Below are 18330 nucleotides of genomic sequence, written 5' to 3' on the forward strand. Positions count from 1 at the left end.
TGTTATCAATTGGAGCATTATTATTTTTTATTTCTTCCAAAACTTTAATTGCGATTATTTATCTGATTGCAAGTATATTTATAGTTGTAAAGTGGCATAAGAAATTTAAGGATAAACCTCTGCCAAATTGAGTATCAATTTAACTAGTTAAGAATATTTAAACCTAACCCGCATATGCGGGTTTTTTTTCGTCTAAAGGAAACTGAAATGAACATTGAACAATATCTTGATGATTTGATTAAGCGTGAAGGTGGTTACGTGAATGATCCGACTGACCGTGGTGGTGCGACCAAATACGGTATTACTGAAGCTGTAGCCCGAGCAAATGGCTATAAAGCTCAGATGAAGGATTTACCTGTTGATGTTGCTAAGGCCATTTATAAAAAACAATACTGGACTTCGCCTCGCTTCGACCAAGTAAACATCATCAACTCAAAAGTAGCCGAAGAGTTGTTGGATACAGGCGTGAATTGTGGTGTTGCTTTTGCTAAACCGCTTTTACAGCGAGCACTCAATTTGCTGAACAACCAAGGCAAAGAGGGTTGGTCTGATTTAGCTGTAGATGGCATATTTGGTCCAGCAACCTTATCAGCTTTAAAAACTTATTTGGCTAAGCGTGGCAAAGACGGTGAGACCGTGTTATTGCGCGTACTCAATATCCTGCAAGGCAATCGCTACATTGAAATTGCGGAACGCAATCCAAGTCAGGAAAAGTACTTTTATGGCTGGGTTTTGACTCGAGTAGATGTGTGAGAGAAGCCCTCACCAGAGGGCATCTATCTTCAAGTTAAACGATTTGGAGGGGTGATACCAAATAAAAAAGTGGCATTTTTAGCATCACTATCCCAAGGTGCTGTTCTATGGCAAAAACCATTCGATATATTCTCTGACTTTTCTATCAGTTCTCTCAATAGATCTAGGGTTTGAATTTGCCTTGGATTTAGGACATCTTTGAACTTTAGCAATTCACTCATTGAATGTTCTTCAAGGAAGTTAAAATAACTTCCTAATAGGCCGCAAATAGCGTCCGACAATTGAATTTCAATTGAATCAACGGATTTCAGAAATTTATAATCTACAAACCGCTCTTTGTATTTAATCCTATAAAATTCAAGTTCTTTCTGTATGGTATCCTCTTCATCAAATATATGGACACTATTTGGGAACATGTATATTGGTCGTAGGTATTGATCCTTAAAACTATCAATTAGAACGTCATCCTCGTTATCAACAAGAAAGTCTAGCTCTTTAATGTTTGCTCCATATTGCAGCAAAGTAATAACAAGCTCCGTAATATCAGACATTGGTTGAGAACTTAATAATGTAAAATGATCTGCAAGTTCAGTCATAAAATTATAGCCCAGATCTCTTTGAATATTAGGGTAGTTATATTTTTTTAAAATACCTAGCAAACCACTTAAGTCTATGTTACATAATCGAAATAATTCATTTTTTATTTCCGCTTGATATGCAATATATTGTTTGAGGATTGGGTCAGACCAAAGGGAGTCCACAATATCCACAATAGACCAATACAAAATATTAAAGTTTGTATAGTGAATATAAATATCATTGTCAATTAACCATTTTAAAAGTGTTCGAATTCTTTGCGAATTCAAAACACCCAAAAATTCGCCAGTTGCCAGTTGATTAAATTTTATTTCTTTGGCGGACTTTTGTAGAACCAAGGATTTAATAAGACTATCAGTGTCTCCGAGAGTCTTATTTGCGTGATAAACAATCCCCCCTAAGACAAAATTCTTCAGATCCGCATTTGCCCCATATTCAGTTAAATGAAGCTTACGAATATTATTTGTTTCATCGTAATAAAAAATGTACTCTTCATCGGCACCATATACTGGAAGTCCAAAAATATTAAGAATTCCACCAGCCCGAAGTTGAATAGCATCAAGTACTACTAACCGTTCTTTTTTTGAATTCTTGGACTGATTCGATTCCACTTGAATTTCTCCCATAATTTATGAATACATCATGTTTTTTGATGTGAAATATATGTAGTAATAAAGTCAAGAAAGTTAATTTAGAGACCCAAGTACTGGTATTAATCAAGGTCCAGCCTTTCTTGCTTTGCTAATCATTTCAACTAACTCATCATAGGTCAACACAAACTTATCCTCGCAATCAAAAATATAAACCATATTCTTGCCTTCATGTTCAGGTGGGAGTAGGTGGTACAAAACATTTAGGAATAAGAGTTTGTGTTAATTGTTCATCCGTTAGTCATTTAAAGTTTATTCTTAGTATCAACTAATGGTTTAATTGAGAAAATTTGCTCAACATTGGCAGAAATAATTGAATTTGAGCAAAATTATTCTCATTTTTAAAAACTATTCTGATTGATTCATTAAAAAAGAGTAATGATCTAATTTATCCATTTCATGTAACTGTTGGTGAATAGCATCCTTGAACTCTATTTCATAATGAATTTTTAAATTTGAATTATTTTTTTGCAATAGGTCAATTAAATAATTCATATTGTATCTAAGAAAAAGCATATTGCATAAATATCCGCCTAATAAATCAATTAATTTTTGAAGTTTTGGATTACTTACATCCTTATCTTGATAAGCCTCATGATATAGATCATGTAATTTTTCGGTGATAAGATTAAGTGGCTCTATTAATGAATTAATATTTTTAAGAGTCTGTCGTACATTGCGATATTTATTTTAATCTTTTATAGTTAGTAACTCATCAAATTTAAAAGGATTTCTGCTCAATTTATTCCGAGACATAGACCAGTTCCGATTGGGTATAAAACAAGGTCCGACACTAATTTTTTTCTTTCCAAACTTGCTATGAATACCATCCATAGCTTTCATTAAACATTCCTTTTTCTCTATGTGCTCAAAGTCTGTTAAGAGATCATAAGTATGGCCAGACTTTGGTTCTAGACAGGTCAGCACAACACCACATTTCTTATATTTAATTCCTTCTTTATATATGTCGTTCAACATCCTTGTCGCAGCTTTTGCAAAGTCTAATGCGCAATCAGTAGGTTCAGAGAAAGAACCCGTAACCGATTTATTGTAAAATGGCATACTTGGATCAAATGGATTTGACTGAACAAAAGCAATCATACATCCGCATAAAAGCCCTTCATCACGAAGTCTTTTACATGCATCTTGAGCATACATTGAGATAGCTTCTTTTAGATCCGTTAGTTCAGTTACACGACCACCGAAAGACCTAGAGGCAACAATCTGCTTTTTTGAAGGAGGTGTATGTTCAATCTCGATGCAAGAGATGCCCTGCAATTCATAAATGGTTCTTGCCATCACAATTGAAAACTTCTTTTGCATCTCGCGCGGCTCAGCACAAGCAAGATCTAAAACTGTGTTAATTCCGATAGATTGAAGCTTTTTTGAATGCTTTCGGCCCACTCCCCAAACTTCGGAAACGTCTATTTGAGCAAAGTAGTATTCTTTGTTGCACGGATCCATGCTTACAAGATCGCATACACTATTAAACCCGAGGTTCTTTTTAGCGATATGATTTGCGATCTTTGATTCTGTTTTACTCCTGCCGATACCTACACAGACTGGAAGACCTAACCACTTCCAAATTTGTTGACGCATTTGCTGACCAACTTTTTCTAAATCAAAGTTTCTCTCATATGCAGTGAAATCAACGAAACACTCATCAATTGAGTATGGTTCAACTTCTTCTGCAGTTACATAAGAGCTCAGAATCTTATGAAAACGTCTAGACATTTCTGCGTACATTGCATAGTTGCTAGAAAGTACGATTACTTTGTTTTGCTGAACAATATCTTTGATCTGGAATAGGGGAACGCCCATTTTAATGCCTAAGGCTTTTGATTCATTACTGCGGGCAACAGCGCAGCCATCATTATTAGATAGAACGATGACAGGTTGATCATTCAAACTTGGATTAAAGACTCTTTCACATGAGACATACATGTTATTAACGTCAATCAAGAAAAAGACTTTGTTTTCATGTTTCATGATCTTTTTCTTGTCATTTTAATGATATGGGTAACAACACCCCAGATAATCAATTCTTGGCCATCTAAGAGATAAATATTTTTATAATCGGGATTTTCAGCTTTAAGCCACTGGCCAGACTCATCAATCATTAAACGCTTTACTGTGAAATCATTATCAATTAAAGCAACTACGATATCGCCATGTTTAGCATCTAAGCTGCGATCGACAATTAATTCGTCATCAATTTCGATTCCTGCATTCAACATAGATAAAGATGCAACTTTGACAATGAAAGTTGCAGTTTCATTCTTTATTAAGTGCTCGTTCATATCGAGCACTTTATCTATGTAATCTTGGGCCGGTGAAGGGAATCCTGCGGAAATCTTTTCTAACGCGTAAGGAACAAGAATATGAGAGGAAGGGACAACAAGCTTAATTGAGATAACATCTGATAAAACAATAGATTGATTGAGATATGGTTTTATCTCGATAATGGACGGTACAATATCGCTCATAGTATTCCCCTAACTTGAATTTGTTACAAATTCAAATGATATGCTAGAGCCAAGTTTAAATACAAATTAAAAAAAATGATGATAAACAAATAGAAGTCAAAAGCTGACGTTGTCAAAAGTGCATTTGGTCGGAAATTCTACACGTTTAATTAGCAGATTTACTTGGTTTTGGGAAATAGTCAGCTTTAAATTCACCTAAAGGCAGATCAAAGAAAAATTGATCAGCATCCTCTTTTTTGCAATTCAACCATGCTTCCCGATATTCTTCAGGAATAACGATAATTGATCGTTTCTCATCTTCAGGTTTATGGAACTGGCTCATGAAAGGGTGGTCATCTGCATTAATGGTCAGCATCGACATTGATCTAACTTGTTGGCCATCAATCACCGTTGAATCATAAATTGCTGCCACTGTGAATGGCAAGCCATCCTCTCGATAAATTCCCCATCTTTCCGCTTTACCATTCACATATCTGGGTTCATAGATCTTTTCTACAGGTATTAAAGCAAACTGGCTTTTAGCCCATGCATGTCGGAAGCTCGGCTTTTTATCAACTGTCTCAGTTCTAGCGTTATATGTATACTTTGAGAACTTTAAATCATGGTTCCAAGGTGGAATCATACCAAACTTAACTTGCCGCCATTCTATATGGACATCTTTAGAAAATATAAGAGGGCAGTCGTAACCAGGATAAATATCGGTCTTATAGTCGAACGTTGGTTCGAATAGATCTAGTAGATGTACTCGGTCTTTTAATATCGGTTCATAGTTTGCGCACATAAGTAACCTCAAAATGAGTATTTAATAATAGGTTAAAATTTATTCGACTTTCTTGTATTGAGTTTCTATTGCAGTAGCGGTGTTTTGTTGTAAAGATAACTTGAAAATAAAATGATACTTTGAATCTGAAATAGCCTCTCTAATAACAGCAGAAAACTTCTCTTTTGTTACAGTCATATTTTTTTGATCATTATCAGCTAGTGTGCCTGCAATATAGTCAGGAATTCTTATAAGAGGGTCATACCACATTTTTCCATGAAATTCTGGTTTTCCAAAAGATAGTTGAACTTTATAGTTTTTGGAGAAGGGTAATTTAACTGCTTGGAATAGATATTTACTTCTAATATCAACTATATGGAAAATCATAGGAGAAAGTTTTTCTTTAGATTTTTGACCTAGAGTTGTAAGAATATTGTCTCGGTCGGAGAACCAACAAATATCTTGGAGATCTGGTATTGACTTGAAGAGTTGTAAGTTAATTGAAGAAATTACACAGGAAATAATTTCGATTATCAGTAGTAACTCATTTTTATTTGCTCGAAAAAGTTTTTCTTGAAAAAATTTTACCTGACTTTTTATTGTTTCTGAGTTAGAACTCATGCCTAGACTTTTTAGGAGAATCTGAAAATGGTGTCTTATATTAGGGATAAGATTATCTTTTTCTTTTGGAAGCTGTATACTAATATGGAAAAATAGTCCAGAATTAATAAATTTTAAAAAAGCAGGATTAATAAATTTAGTTTTTTTAATATCACTATATTGTAGTTTGTTTATTCCAGACATTAATGAGTTGATTGGAAAATTTTGTGGAATCAATGTAAAAGTAATAAATTCACTATTCTTTTCAGGATTTCCTAAAGCATAATCACTAGCAATAAACCATTTTTTACTTTTTATATTGCTATTGAGGAAAGATATTAAGTTTTCACTATTTGCTAATGTTTCATTAATAGTATGGAAAATTGCAGGTACAATATGATTTCTAGATAAATCAATTTCATCAAGTTGATCTAGATCGATAAATTTTAGAGGAATATCTGCTATACTTGGTAGTTCTGGGGCATATACGCTCTCAGTAATTTGATTGCTAAATTTATTAATATCGCTTTTAGAGTTATTCACCTATTCACCTTTTAAAGAATTTTCTTCCACTAAGAATTCTTCTTTTCCTTAAATTTCTCTATAAATTTTTGATAATCAAAGTTTTGTTTGTATTGTTCTGGAAGGAAGGTAGTATTCCTATTGTTATCAATATCTAAACCAATACATTTGTAATTACCACAAACTATTTTATATACTTTATATTTTTTATCTCCTTCAGTAACAGTTCCTGAGAATGAATAGTCTTTCTTTGCATAAATCAGGTATAAGTTTTCTTTAATATTTTTTTCGCCTTTTTTATATGCATTGTGTATAAAAGCAAAACCCATGGAAAGTAGGAAAATAACAAAAATAGTAAAGTAGTAATACTCTAAAAGCTTAATCGGCTTTGGTGTTTTATAATTATAAGTGTAATAAAACTTTAAATTATAGTATTTTAAATAAATAAAACTTTTAATTTCATGCCGACGAGAAGGATGATACCCAAGCCATAATGAAATAAACATTAAGATTAGAAAAGATATGACTCTAATAAAAATTAATAATAATTTATATATGGCCACTTTAAGTTTATCAAAAGCTTCAAATAAAATCTCTGTAAATGTTAGAGAACCGAAAAATGTAACTTCATAATTGCTTAAGCCTGCCTCTGCAAGTGAGGCTCCAATTGCTTCTGTTTGCCCTAAATAAAAAGCATATTGACATCCATACCATATTGCAGGCAAAGCTGGCAAAAATACAAATAAAAAGGCAAATCTTCTTAAAATATCTTTAAACATTTTCTATCATTAATTATTTATAAAATTTCTGGTCTAGTTATTAAGTTTTGACAACTAAAACTATCTATCAGTTTAAGAATGAGACATGGAAAATGCCTCATTCTGGCAAGTATTCTAAGCAGCTGTCAGCATTTTGGCAATTTCCGAAGCTGTGGGATTGTAATAAGTATTCACTAAAACACTAATCGTTTTATGGCCAGTAATTTTCGCTAGGATCTCTACTGGTAAACGGTAGTCATGAACAAAACGGGTGATAGCTTCATGGCGTGAGTCGTGGAATGTAATAACACCATCTAAGCCAACTCTCCGTAAGTTACGTTGCCATATTAATCTAAATGCATTCGAGGTAAGAGGAATCATGCGGTCATCGTTAGGATCGTCAGGCAACCAAGAAAGTAACTCTTTTGCCTTGGAAGTTAATGGCACATCACGAGAAGTACCATTCTTAGTATCTAATAGGCGAATGAAATCAGGAAATATTAATCGCTTCTCTACACTAAGTATTTCACCTTTACGCATTGCTGTTTCAAGCGCAAATAGAAAGGACCATGCAACTCGATGTCTTGGCTGAACAGGTACTTTTCCCCATTCATAATCAAGCCCAGCTAAAACTTTATCTATATAGTTCTGATAAATCCTCTGGTTGCGTGGAGGGGGAGCAGTAGGTTTTGATATTTCTTTGAAGGGATTTTCTTTAGTTAGAAATAGTTCTTTGCGTGCAAAATCAAAAACTGAACTATACATGGCCATTTCCCGAATGACTGTTGCACCTTTAACTTGCTTTAAACGTTTATCACGCCATTGTTTAACTAATGCTGGTGTCAGATCGTGAATTGATTCATCTGCTAATTTCCCCCAGTTTTTCTTGAGGCATTTAAGCATTTGAACAATTAAGCGGGCACTCTTCATTTTTCTGCCTTCTTCTTGATAGTACTGTTCAAAAAGGGCATAGAAGGAGATATGGATTTTTTCAGGCTCAGGATTAGCCTGTTCAGATTGTAATTCTAATAATTTTTTAGCGGCCCATTGTTCACACTCACTCGCAGTATCTCGAGTAGCTGTATAACGTTTGCCTAAATAACGGACAGTGATGCGCCACGCGTCTCCGCGCTTAACCGGCTTTTGCATAATAACACTCCAAATTTCGTGGTGTCGCCGCGACACCAAAATTCGCGAAAGCCTAAAAGACATCCACTTTTTTGGTGTCGCAACGGAAATATAAAGCGTTTTTTAATGCGAATTTTGACTATTTTGAGTAGTCAAAGCTGACCGATCGACAATAAAAAACAGGCCACATAACTCGTTAAAGTTATGCAGCCTATTGATTTTAATACATAAAATCTTGGAGCGGGAAACGAGACTCGAACTCGCGACCCCAACCTTGGCAAGGTTATGCTCTACCAACTGAGCTATTCCCGCAATGTGAGCACATTATAGAGTGTTTCACTAAAGTGTCAACACTCTTGTGATTTAATTGAACATTTAATCAGCACGACGCCAAACTGTACCTTGACGCGTATCTTCTAATACAACACCTTGGTCGAGTAAAGACTGGCGAATGCCGTCTGCTTTAGAAAAATCTTTTGCTTTTTTCGCATCAACACGTTGTTGAATAAAATCTTCAATTTCAGCATCAGACAAAGCAAGAGCTTCTTGTCCAATATCTGATTTTAAGAAAGCATCTACATCGTGTTGTACCAAACCTAAAATGTTGGTGAGGTGACGTAACGTTGAATAAAGCACAGTCGCTTGGTCAGCTTGCTCTTCTTTTACAGCACGGTTTAACTCTTTGTTCAGTTCAAACAATACAGCCATTGCTTCGGCAGTGTTGAAGTCATCACACATTGCATTGTTAAAGCGTTCAATAAAGTTTTGATCAAGCGTTTCAGTTGTCGTTTGACCGTACACTTGTTGATAAGCTTTAAATGAATGATAGAAGCGAGTTAAAGAAGTTTTTGCTTCTTTCAATGCAACATCAGAGAAGTTCACAGGACTACGATAGTGCGAAGACACAATAAAGTAGCGAATCACTTCAGGGTGGAATTTCTCCATCACATCACGAATCGTAAAGAAGTTGCCTAAAGACTTAGACATCTTTTCACCATCAACGTTAATGAAACCAACATGCATCCAGTAGTTCACATATTGTTCACCAGTTGACGCTTCACTTTGAGCAATTTCATTTTCATGATGTGGGAACATTAAATCTGAACCACCACCATGGATATCAAAGTGATTACCTAAGCAGCAAGTCGACATCGCAGAACATTCAATGTGCCAGCCCGGACGACCATTGCCCCAAGGTGACGCCCACGATGGTTCATTTTCTTTGGCATGTTTCCAAAGCACAAAGTCAAACGGATGTTTCTTTTCAACTTCTACGTCAACACGCTCACTTGCGCCTGCTTGCATATCATCAAGCTTGCGTCCAGAGAGACGACCATATTTTTCAAATTTGGTAACTTCAAAATAAACATCGCCGTTTGAAGCAGGGTAAGCAGAACCTTTATTGACCAGATTGCCAATCATATTTTGCATCTGATCAATATATTCAGTCGCTTTAGGTGCTTCATCGGGTGCAGCACAGCCTAAATTGGCTGCATCTTCGTTCATTGCATCAATGAAACGAGTGGTGAGCTGTTGAATGGTTTCGCCATTTTCATTCGCACGTTTAATAATTTTGTCGTCAATGTCGGTAATGTTGCGAATATAGCGAACATTCCAGCCTTGACTACGTAAGAAACGTATAATGTAGTCAAATGCAACCATAACTCGAGCATGCCCGATATGACAGTAATCGTAAACGGTCATACCGCAGACGTACATATCGATGTGACCTTCTTTGCGAGGTACAAATTCAACTTTTTTTCGTTGCTCAGAGTTATATAAAACAAACGGTTGCATAAGGGTTTTCAAACACTCAACAAAAACAGTGTTACATCATAACTGATGCATCATTTTTCACAAAGTTTTATACAAGAATTTTATAAGCTTGTGAAATCTTATACATTTAAAAACGTGTAAATGATTGAGTTATGTTAGAATGCCCCCAAATCTTTTGATTAAAATCACCGATCTTAAATAAGAGATCAGATCAATTATTTTGAGTCAAACTCGTATGCCCAATCCTACAGATTTTCAAAGCAGCGCATTAGCAACATTGCGTATTGAGCAGCAAGCCTTAGACGTGTTAGCAACACAAATTAATGACAGTTTTAATCAGGCTTGTGAAATATTGTTACAGTGTAAAGGCCGTGTTGTGATTACTGGCATGGGTAAGTCAGGGCATATTGGCCGTAAAATGGCTGCGACTTTTGCCTCAACCGGTACACCATCTTTCTTTATGCATCCAGGCGAAGCTGGGCATGGTGATTTGGGTATGTTGGTTCGTGGTGACGTTTTAATTGCGATTTCCAATTCTGGAAAAAGTGATGAAATCATGATGTTGATGCCACTCATCAAACATCTTGGTGTACCTCTTATTACCATTAGCCGTACTGATAAAGGGCCAATGCCTCAAAATGCCGACATCGCTTTAACTTTAGGTGAGTCTGACGAAGCGTGTCCATTAGGGTTAGCTCCAACATCGAGCACGACAGCGACTTTAGTATTGGGTGATGCACTGGCTGTTGCTTTACTTGAAGCTCGTGGTTTTACTGCAGATGATTTTGCTCGCTCGCATCCTGCTGGAGCTTTGGGTAAGCGTTTACTTTTACATGTAAAACACCTGATGCACACTGGCGAAGAATTGCCAAAAGTTTCACCAGACACACCAATGAATCAAGTGCTTTACGAAATTTCTAATAAGCGTTTAGGCTTGACGACCATTGTAGATGAACAAGAACATTTGCTTGGTATTTTCACCGACGGTGACTTACGTCGTTTAATTGATAAACAGCAAGGTTTCGACGTAAATTTACCTGTTTCTGAAGTAATGACAAAAAAACCGTCAACTATTTCTCAAGAAGCACGTGCGGTAGAAGCTCTACAACAGCTTAACCTGAAAAAAATTAGTCAATTTGTTGTGGTGGATGACCAAAATAAAGTGATTGGTGTAATTAGTATGCATGACCTTATTCAGGCAGGGGTAAATTAATCAATGGCATCTTATGCATTGTTAGAACAAGCACGTCATTTACAGGCATTGGTTCTGGATGTTGATGGTATTTTGAGTGATGGTTTTGTAACTTTAACGAATAGTGGCGATGAGATTAAGTCGTTTGATATTCGTGATGGTTTAGGTATGAAACTTGCGCAGCAAGCGGGCATGAAAATCATCATTATTACAGGCCGAAAAAGTAATATCGTTGAAAAACGTATGTCTGATTTAGGCGTAGATCTCGTTTTTCAAGGGCGTGAAGACAAAGGTTCTGCGCTACGTGAAGCTTGTGCACAGTTTAATATTTTGCCTTCTGATTGCTTATATATGGGCGATGACTGGCCTGATTTATCTGCTTTTGCAATCGCAGGAATGAGCGTCACTGTGCCAAATGGGCATGAAGAAGTGCGTCGCCGTGCGCATTTAGTTACCCAATCGATGGGTGGACGTGGTGCTGTACGAGAAGTCTGTGATATGTTGCTGATCGCAAAAGGCATTTACCAAGAACTTCTTGAAAAATATCTTGCAGTACCGCATTAATAATAAGATTACTTAAAAAGGTAGGCTATTCCTGCTCATGGATACCAGAGTTTTATCTATTGTTGCTGTAGTGATTGCTGCTATAAGTGGTGGTTATTACTACTATAGTGGCAAAGCAAAAAAACTAGACATTGGTTCTGCGAAGAATATGACATATTCGGCGCAGGGCGTCCATTTGACTCAAACTGATGATCAAGGCAATTTGTATATTCGTGCTGAAGTTCGTCAGCTTGAACAGGATATGCAACAAAAAACATCAAAGTTGGATCAACTTAATGCATCTATGTATAAAGATGGCAAAGTTGATGCAACGTTCTTTGCGAAACAGGCAAATGGCTATGATGATAACCGTAAAGTTATATTATCGGGTGATGTGGTAGCCACTAAACTGGCTCCACAGGGAAAAATTGAATTCAAAACCGATGAATTAACTGGATATCCAAAGACCAGAGAAATTGAAACTGATCATCAAGTGATTGTTCATTCTCCACAAGCCGACTTTGTCAGCAAAGGATTAAAAGCCAATTTGAATAACGGTCAGTACGAATTTTTTAATGTTCGAGGAAAGTATGCACCAAAGTCTTAATTTAAAACGTTCTTCAGCTTTCCTAAAACAAGCTGCGGTAATTACATTCGTTGCTTTATCATCAGCTTCGACTTTTGCGTTACCGTCTGACCGTGGTCAACAAATTTCACTCGTGGCAGACCGTGCAACTTATAACGAAAAAACCGGTTTGACGACCTATACCGGCAATGTCGTGATTGAGCAAGGCACGATGAAGCTTCAAGCCGACTCAATTGTTGCTACGTTAAACTCTAAACGTGAAATTCAAACGATTACTGCTAAGGGTAGACCGTCTAAATTTCAGCAACAAATAAGTGCTGATAAGGGTGTGGCACGTGGTGAAGGACAGACCATTGTTTATAATGCAGATACGGGCATTATTACATTGACTGGTGGTGCATATTTATATCAAGATGGTTCTAGTATTCGTGGTAACTCATTGAAATATAGTATGAACAAAGGTGATGTTGAAGCTCAAGGCTCATCGTCAAATCGTGTGCAAATTATTATTCCGCCATCAAGTTCAAAAAGCTTTCCAGGAGCGCGTGACTAATGCAACAAGCTCTTCAACAACCCCAAACTTTGTGTATTAAGCACTTAGGAAAAAACTATAGTAAGCGTTGGGTCGTCAAAGACGTATCTTTTAGTATGCAAAGTGGACAGATTGTTGGTTTGCTTGGCCCTAACGGTGCAGGAAAAACAACAAGCTTCTATATGGTTGTAGGGCTAGTGCGTATGGATAAAGGTGAAATTCACCTTGATGATCTTGATATGTCCGATTTGGCAATGCATGAACGGGCACGTAAAGGAATCGGATATCTTCCGCAAGAAGCTTCTATTTTTAGAAAGCTGACCATTGCTGAAAATATTATGTCCATTTTAGAAACACGCAAAGACTTAAATAAGCAACAGCGCCAACAACGTCTTACTGAATTATTAAATGATTTTAAAATTAGTCATATTAAAGATTCATTGGGAATGAGTGTGTCTGGTGGTGAACGCCGCCGTGCTGAAATTGCACGTGCATTGGCTGCTGATCCTAAATTTATGTTACTTGATGAGCCATTTGCTGGCGTTGACCCAATCTCGGTTGGTGATATTAAAGATATCATTCAGACTTTGAAAGATCGTGGTATTGGTGTACTTATTACTGACCATAACGTACGTGAAACTCTGGCAATTTGTGAACGTGCATATATTGTCAGTGAAGGGGCTGTCATTGCCGAAGGTACACCACAAGAAATTCTGGATAATGAACAAGTCCGTAAAGTCTACTTAGGTGATGATTTTACAGTTTAAATAAAATGGTTAATCTATTTGTCTAAAAAGAGGTCAATGCCTCTTTTTAGTTTTTTTATATTTATTTATTAAAAACAATAATTTAAATTGCTCAGTTGATGAAAAAGTAATGTGTAAATTATTCAAGTAATTATACTTCTTTATGCAAAAAACTATGTAGAATGTAAAAGCTTTTAAACGATAACAAACAAGATCAACAAGACAAGCATGATTGGATATAACCAAAGAAAAGTAGAAAGGACATGTAAAAAGCCGGCTTTCCTGAAAGGGTTGATGCTTTTAACTTCATTGCATGTACCAGTAGTGATATATGCTGCTAAACCTAGTGAGCAATATCACACCCTAAAAGACAACTTATCACAACTTTTTGCCCCTAAAAGTAGTGATGAATTTAAAGTTGCCAAGATGCAAGACTTGAGTAATTTTAAGCTAGATCGTTCTAGAGTGCAGGAGTTTCCGACTGTTCAACTCAATGATAGAGCAGCTTCATCTTATTCAAATCTGCCATCAAGGAAAATGACTCTGCAGGAAGCGGTGAGAATCGCAATCCAGCGTAATCCTGATATTTCCCAAGCCATTTCAACTTTAGCTGGCCAAAACGCGGGTATTGATGTTGCGAAGGCGGGTTATTATCCTCAAATTTCTGGTGGTATTACCACAGGTGACTTGAGTAGTGGTGAACGTGGTCGGCAGTTATTGACTTTAAACGCAACTCAAATGCTTTATGATTTTGGTAAAGTCAAATCAGGTGTATCGGTTGAGAAGGCCAAGCTCCAAGTCGAGCAGGCCAATGTGCTGGTCAGCATTGACGATATTGCGCTTGATGTGGCTCAGTCGATTATCAATATTCAGCGCTATCTCCAATTAAATAAAATTGCCGAGCAGCAAATTGCAGGTATTCAGCGAATTCAGGAAATTGCCAATTTACGTGCAAATGCTGGTATTAGTAGCCAAGCTGACCCCATCCAAGCTCAGTCTTATTTACAAGCTGCACAGTCTGGTTTGATTGCACAGCAATCTTTATTACGTCAGTACCAGCAACATTTAAGAACATTACTAGGTGGAGATGTCTCACGAACAGGTTGGATTATTTCAGATGATTTGGTGAAAGTGTCCGATTTATATGGTGAACCTGAATTCAATACCATCCCAAAAATGATCGCTGCACAAGCGGGCATCGAAGTAGCCAAAGCGCAAAAGGAACAGACCCGTTTAACACGTTATCCAACTTTGGCAGTAAAAGGCTCGGTCAGTCAGGCAATTAATGGTAGAAACCCAAACAATGATGAAGACGATGGTTTATATAGCTCGGTCATGCTTGAAGCCACCAGTCAGTTTTATCAAGGTGGGGCAGTTTCTTCTCAGGTCAAAATGGCAAGTTATGCAGAAGAAGCAGCAAAGTCTAAAGTTAATTCAGTCTATATGGATGTTCTGGATCAGATCAGAACCAGCCGTGAGCAAATTGAAAATAAACAACGCCAAATGCAGGTGCTGACCAATCGTCAAGCCACTACGGTTCGTACACGTGAACTTTATCAAGAGCAGTACAAACTTGGTACACGCTCATTGGTCGATTTACTGAATGCAGAGCAGGCCATTCATAGTGCCAATTCAGAACTCGAAACGGCACGTTATGACATTTATAACAGTATTGTGCAATACATCTCGGCAACAGGACGTTCCCGCCAAGCTTATGACTTAAATAATATTTCAATTCAGGGGTTCGAAGTACAACCATGATGACAAAAATAAACTACCAGCCCTGGTTACAGGCGGTCTTAACGATTGCTAAACATTATCGAATTGAGCCTTCAGAAGAAAGAATCCGTTTACAACTTGACTGGAACCAGAATCAAAACCTTGATGATGTTTTACAGTTAATGACACGTCAGGTTGGGCTAAACCTACGTAAAGTACCGTTTTCTTTAGAGCTGCTGAACCCGTGGCGGCTACCTGTTATGGTCGAGTTTCATGACGGACAGGTCGGCATTATTGATAAAGCCGATACCCAAGGTAATGTCAGTATCCAGTTTAGTGGGGATCAGGGACTTTCTCAAAATTTAAGCTTAGATGTCTTAAAAAATACAATTAAGAATGTCTATATCCTGCGTCCTGAAAGTTCTATTCCCGATGCGCGTATTGATGAATATATCAAACCCTATGAAGCAAGCTGGTTCTGGTCAATTGTTCTAAGAGACTGGAAGCGCTACGTTGATATTATGTTTGCCTCACTCATTGCCAATGTGCTGGCACTGGCAACCATTGTTTTCTCAATGCAAGTCTATGACCGTGTTGTGCCTTCACAGTCTGTTCCAACCTTATGGGTGCTGGCTGGTGGTGTACTGATTGCCGCTATTTTTGAGTTTATCTTACGTGTGTCCCGAGTTTATCTATCCGATATTATTGGTAAACGAGCAGATTTACTTGTTTCTGACCGTGTATTTGGTCACGCCTTAAGAATCAAAAATAAAGATCGTTCAAAGTCTACAGGTAGTTTTATTTCCCAGATTCGCGAGCTCGAAGGTGTTCGTGAACTGGTGACCTCTACCACCATTAGTGCAATTGCCGATTTCCCATTCTTTTTCCTGTTCCTGACCATCTTTGCCATTATTGGCGGAAAGCTGTTTTGGGTGATGTTGCTGGTTGTGCCGCTTATGATTTTGCCGGGTCTTCTGGTGCAGAAAAAGTTAGCGCAATTGGCACAAGAAGGCATGAGAGAATCTTCAATCCGGAATGCCATTCTGGTTGAAGCGGTGCAGGGTATTGAAGATATCAAGTTGTTGCGTGCCGAATCGCGTTTCCAAAACCAATGGAATCACATGAATGAAGTTTCAGCCGATATTGGTATGAAACAACGTAAAATTGTCGGTACCTTAATGGCATGGACCCAAAAGATTCAGGGCTTAACCTATGCAATTGTGGTTTTGGTAGGATGTTTTGCAGTGATGGAGGGTGAAATGACCACGGGTGCTTTAGTTGCCTGTTCAATTTTATCTTCACGCATGTTGGCGCCGATTGCGCAAATTACGGGTGTATTGGGGCGTTTACAGCAGGCGAAAGTGGCTAAACAGAGTCTGGATGAACTCATGCAACGCCCGATTGATCAGGCTGAGCGTTCACATCTGGTACATAAAGCAGTTTTAAATGGCGACTATGAATTAAAAAATGTCTTGTTCCAATATGGAGAAGAAGACCCGAAACCAAGTTTAGCAATCCGCCATTTAAAAATTCGTGCTGGTGAAAAAATTGCAATTCTGGGGCGCAATGGTGCTGGTAAATCGACACTGCTTCAGCTTCTATCTGGCATGCAAGTCCCTGTTCAAGGCGCAGTGCATTTAGATGGTCTGGATCTTTCTTTAATTGACCCATCTGATGTACGTCGTGATATGGGTTTACTTAACCAGAACGCACATCTTTTCTACGGTACGATTCGTGAGAACCTAACTTTGGGCGCACCGCTTGCAACCGATGAAGATATTCTTCGTGCTCTAGTGGTGACGGGTGCATTACCTTTTGTTCAAGAGAAAAAAGAAGGGCTCGATCACCTGATTTTAGAGGGCGGGGTTGGTTTCTCGGGTGGTCAGAAACAAGCCTTGTTATTGGCTCGTTTATTGATTCGTCAACCCAACATTTTATTGCTGGATGAACCGACAGCAGCGATTGATGATGTGGCAGAGAAACAACTGATTGATCATTTAAAAGGCTGGCTGGCCCATCGAACCTTGGTGGTTGCGACTCACCGCCGCGCTGTTTTAGAACTGGTGGACCGTATTATTGTCGTTAACGACGGCAAAATCGTGATGGATGGTCCAAGAGATCAGGTCCTTAATCAATCAACAGCCCAACAAAAACAAGTGCAAGGGGATAATTCATGAGCGAACCAAAACAAGAACTCACCCGTTCAATGAATGTCTCTTATAGTGAGCCACCGTTACCACGTGCCAGTTTAGTGATCTGGATTGTGGGGATTGGCTTAGTTATTTTCTTTATCTGGGCATGGGTATTTAAACTTGAAGAAGTCTCTACCGGCACGGGTAAAGTAGTTCCATCGTCTAAGGAACAGGTCATCCAGTCCTTAGAAGGTGGTATTTTAACCAAGCTAAATGTACAAGAAGGCGACATTGTTCAAAAAGGCGAAATTCTTGCGCAATTAGATCCAACCCGTTTGGCATCGAATGTCGGTGAATCAAGATCTTTACTGATCTCCGCTCAGGCAACTTCAGCACGCTTACGTGCAGAGGTGAATGGTACTCCATTAGCTTTTCCTGAAATTGTGCTAAAAGAACCAAAACTTGTACATGAAGAAACAGCGCTATATGCGTCCCGCAGAGCTAATCTCGAACAAACACTTGCAGGCTTTAGACAGGCTTTGCAACTGGTACAACAAGAACTGGCAATGACGGAGCCTTTAGTTGCTAAAGGTGCGGCAAGTGAGGTTGAAGTTTTACGTTTACGTCGTGAAGCAAATGATTTGCAAAATAAAATGAATGATGTGCAGAACCAGTATTTTGTGCAGGCTCGTGAAGAGTTATCGAAAGCCAATACTGATATTGAAACGCAGCAACAAGTCGTACTGGGTCGTAGTGACAGTTTAGATCGTGCAGTGTTTAAAGCACCAGTACGTGGTGTCATAAAAGAAATTGCAGTCACTACCCATGGCGGTGTTATTCCGCAAAACGG

General features: G+C 37.9%; 17 protein-coding genes and 1 tRNA gene. 9 read left to right on the forward strand and 9 right to left on the reverse strand.

The window, feature by feature from the left end; genetic code table 11:
* The first annotated feature begins 207 nt into the window (after window positions 1-207).
* Window positions 208-753, forward strand: coding sequence for a glycoside hydrolase family 108 protein (locus MKL38_RS14270; protein ID WP_270903576.1), 546 nt, complete (start codon window positions 208-210; stop codon window positions 751-753).
* Window positions 754-782: 29 nt separating this feature from the next.
* On the opposite strand, the gene MKL38_RS14275 is transcribed toward MKL38_RS14270, so the two are convergent.
* From MKL38_RS14275 to cysS, 9 genes are all read right to left on the reverse strand, one after another.
* Window positions 783-1961, reverse strand: a complete 1179-nt coding sequence (locus tag MKL38_RS14275) for a DUF3800 domain-containing protein (protein ID WP_270903577.1) — start codon at window positions 1959-1961, stop codon at window positions 783-785.
* Window positions 1962-2690: 729 nt separating this feature from the next.
* Window positions 2691-3989 (reverse strand): Y-family DNA polymerase, encoded by a 1299-nt coding sequence (locus tag MKL38_RS14280; protein WP_270903578.1) that lies wholly within the window; start codon window positions 3987-3989, stop codon window positions 2691-2693.
* On the reverse strand, window positions 3986-4486 hold the full coding sequence (locus MKL38_RS14285) for a LexA family protein (RefSeq protein ID WP_270903579.1): 501 nt from the start codon (window positions 4484-4486) through the stop codon (window positions 3986-3988). Before MKL38_RS14285 ends, MKL38_RS14280 begins: the two co-directional genes overlap by 4 nt.
* 145 nt (window positions 4487-4631) lie before the next feature.
* The gene (locus MKL38_RS14290; protein ID WP_270903580.1) at window positions 4632-5267 is read right to left on the reverse strand and encodes an SOS response-associated peptidase family protein; all 636 of its coding nucleotides are present in this window, start codon (window positions 5265-5267) and stop codon (window positions 4632-4634) included.
* Between the two features lie 39 nt (window positions 5268-5306).
* Window positions 5307-6389, reverse strand: a complete 1083-nt coding sequence (locus MKL38_RS14295) for a hypothetical protein (RefSeq protein ID WP_270903581.1) — start codon at window positions 6387-6389, stop codon at window positions 5307-5309.
* 29 nt (window positions 6390-6418) lie between these two features.
* Window positions 6419-7147: a hypothetical protein gene (locus MKL38_RS14300; protein ID WP_262094488.1), complete on the reverse strand. Its 729-nt coding sequence runs from the start codon at window positions 7145-7147 to the stop codon at window positions 6419-6421.
* A 114-nt stretch (window positions 7148-7261) separates the two neighbouring features.
* Window positions 7262-8275: a tyrosine-type recombinase/integrase gene (locus MKL38_RS14305; RefSeq protein WP_270903582.1), complete on the reverse strand. Its 1014-nt coding sequence runs from the start codon at window positions 8273-8275 to the stop codon at window positions 7262-7264.
* Window positions 8276-8490: 215 nt separating this feature from the next.
* Window positions 8491-8566: transfer RNA gene (locus MKL38_RS14310), tRNA-Gly, on the reverse strand.
* Window positions 8567-8629: 63 nt separating this feature from the next.
* Complete coding sequence (cysS, locus tag MKL38_RS14315) at window positions 8630-10051, reverse strand: cysteine--tRNA ligase (protein WP_270903583.1); 1422 nt, start codon at window positions 10049-10051, stop codon at window positions 8630-8632.
* Between the two features lie 214 nt (window positions 10052-10265).
* Here cysS and MKL38_RS14320 point away from each other — a divergent pair, with 214 nt between their 5' ends.
* The 8 genes from MKL38_RS14320 to MKL38_RS14360 form a co-directional block, all read left to right on the forward strand.
* Window positions 10266-11243, forward strand: a complete 978-nt coding sequence (locus MKL38_RS14320; protein ID WP_005047987.1) for a KpsF/GutQ family sugar-phosphate isomerase — start codon at window positions 10266-10268, stop codon at window positions 11241-11243.
* 3 nt (window positions 11244-11246) lie between these two features.
* Entirely contained in the window at window positions 11247-11786 is a 540-nt protein-coding gene (locus MKL38_RS14325; protein ID WP_003650830.1) for a KdsC family phosphatase, read from the forward strand.
* Window positions 11787-11823: 37 nt separating this feature from the next.
* The gene (gene lptC, locus MKL38_RS14330) at window positions 11824-12372 is read left to right on the forward strand and encodes an LPS export ABC transporter periplasmic protein LptC (protein ID WP_270903584.1); all 549 of its coding nucleotides are present in this window, start codon (window positions 11824-11826) and stop codon (window positions 12370-12372) included.
* Entirely contained in the window at window positions 12356-12904 is a 549-nt protein-coding gene (gene lptA, locus MKL38_RS14335; protein WP_005041776.1) for a lipopolysaccharide transport periplasmic protein LptA, read from the forward strand. Before lptC ends, lptA begins: the two co-directional genes overlap by 17 nt.
* Window positions 12904-13650 carry an LPS export ABC transporter ATP-binding protein gene (lptB, locus tag MKL38_RS14340; protein ID WP_003650837.1) on the forward strand — a complete coding sequence of 249 codons (747 nt, stop codon included), beginning with the start codon at window positions 12904-12906 and terminating at the stop codon, window positions 13648-13650. The genes lptA and lptB overlap by 1 nt, the downstream gene beginning before the upstream one ends.
* A gap of 273 nt (window positions 13651-13923) precedes the next feature.
* Window positions 13924-15390 carry a TolC family protein gene (locus tag MKL38_RS19255; RefSeq protein ID WP_155120865.1) on the forward strand — a complete coding sequence of 489 codons (1467 nt, stop codon included), beginning with the start codon at window positions 13924-13926 and terminating at the stop codon, window positions 15388-15390.
* A complete protein-coding gene (locus MKL38_RS14355) occupies window positions 15387-17525 on the forward strand; it encodes a type I secretion system permease/ATPase (RefSeq protein WP_270903585.1) in 2139 nt (712 codons plus the stop codon). The genes MKL38_RS19255 and MKL38_RS14355 overlap by 4 nt, the downstream gene beginning before the upstream one ends.
* Window positions 17522-18330, forward strand: an 809-nt coding sequence (locus MKL38_RS14360; RefSeq protein ID WP_270903586.1) for a biotin/lipoyl-binding protein, incomplete at its 3' end; no start/stop codon positions are given. The genes MKL38_RS14355 and MKL38_RS14360, both read left to right, overlap by 4 nt.

The organism is Acinetobacter sp. AOR14_HL, from assembly GCF_027855175.1.
GTDB classification, from domain to species: Bacteria; Pseudomonadota; Gammaproteobacteria; order Pseudomonadales; family Moraxellaceae; genus Acinetobacter; species Acinetobacter calcoaceticus.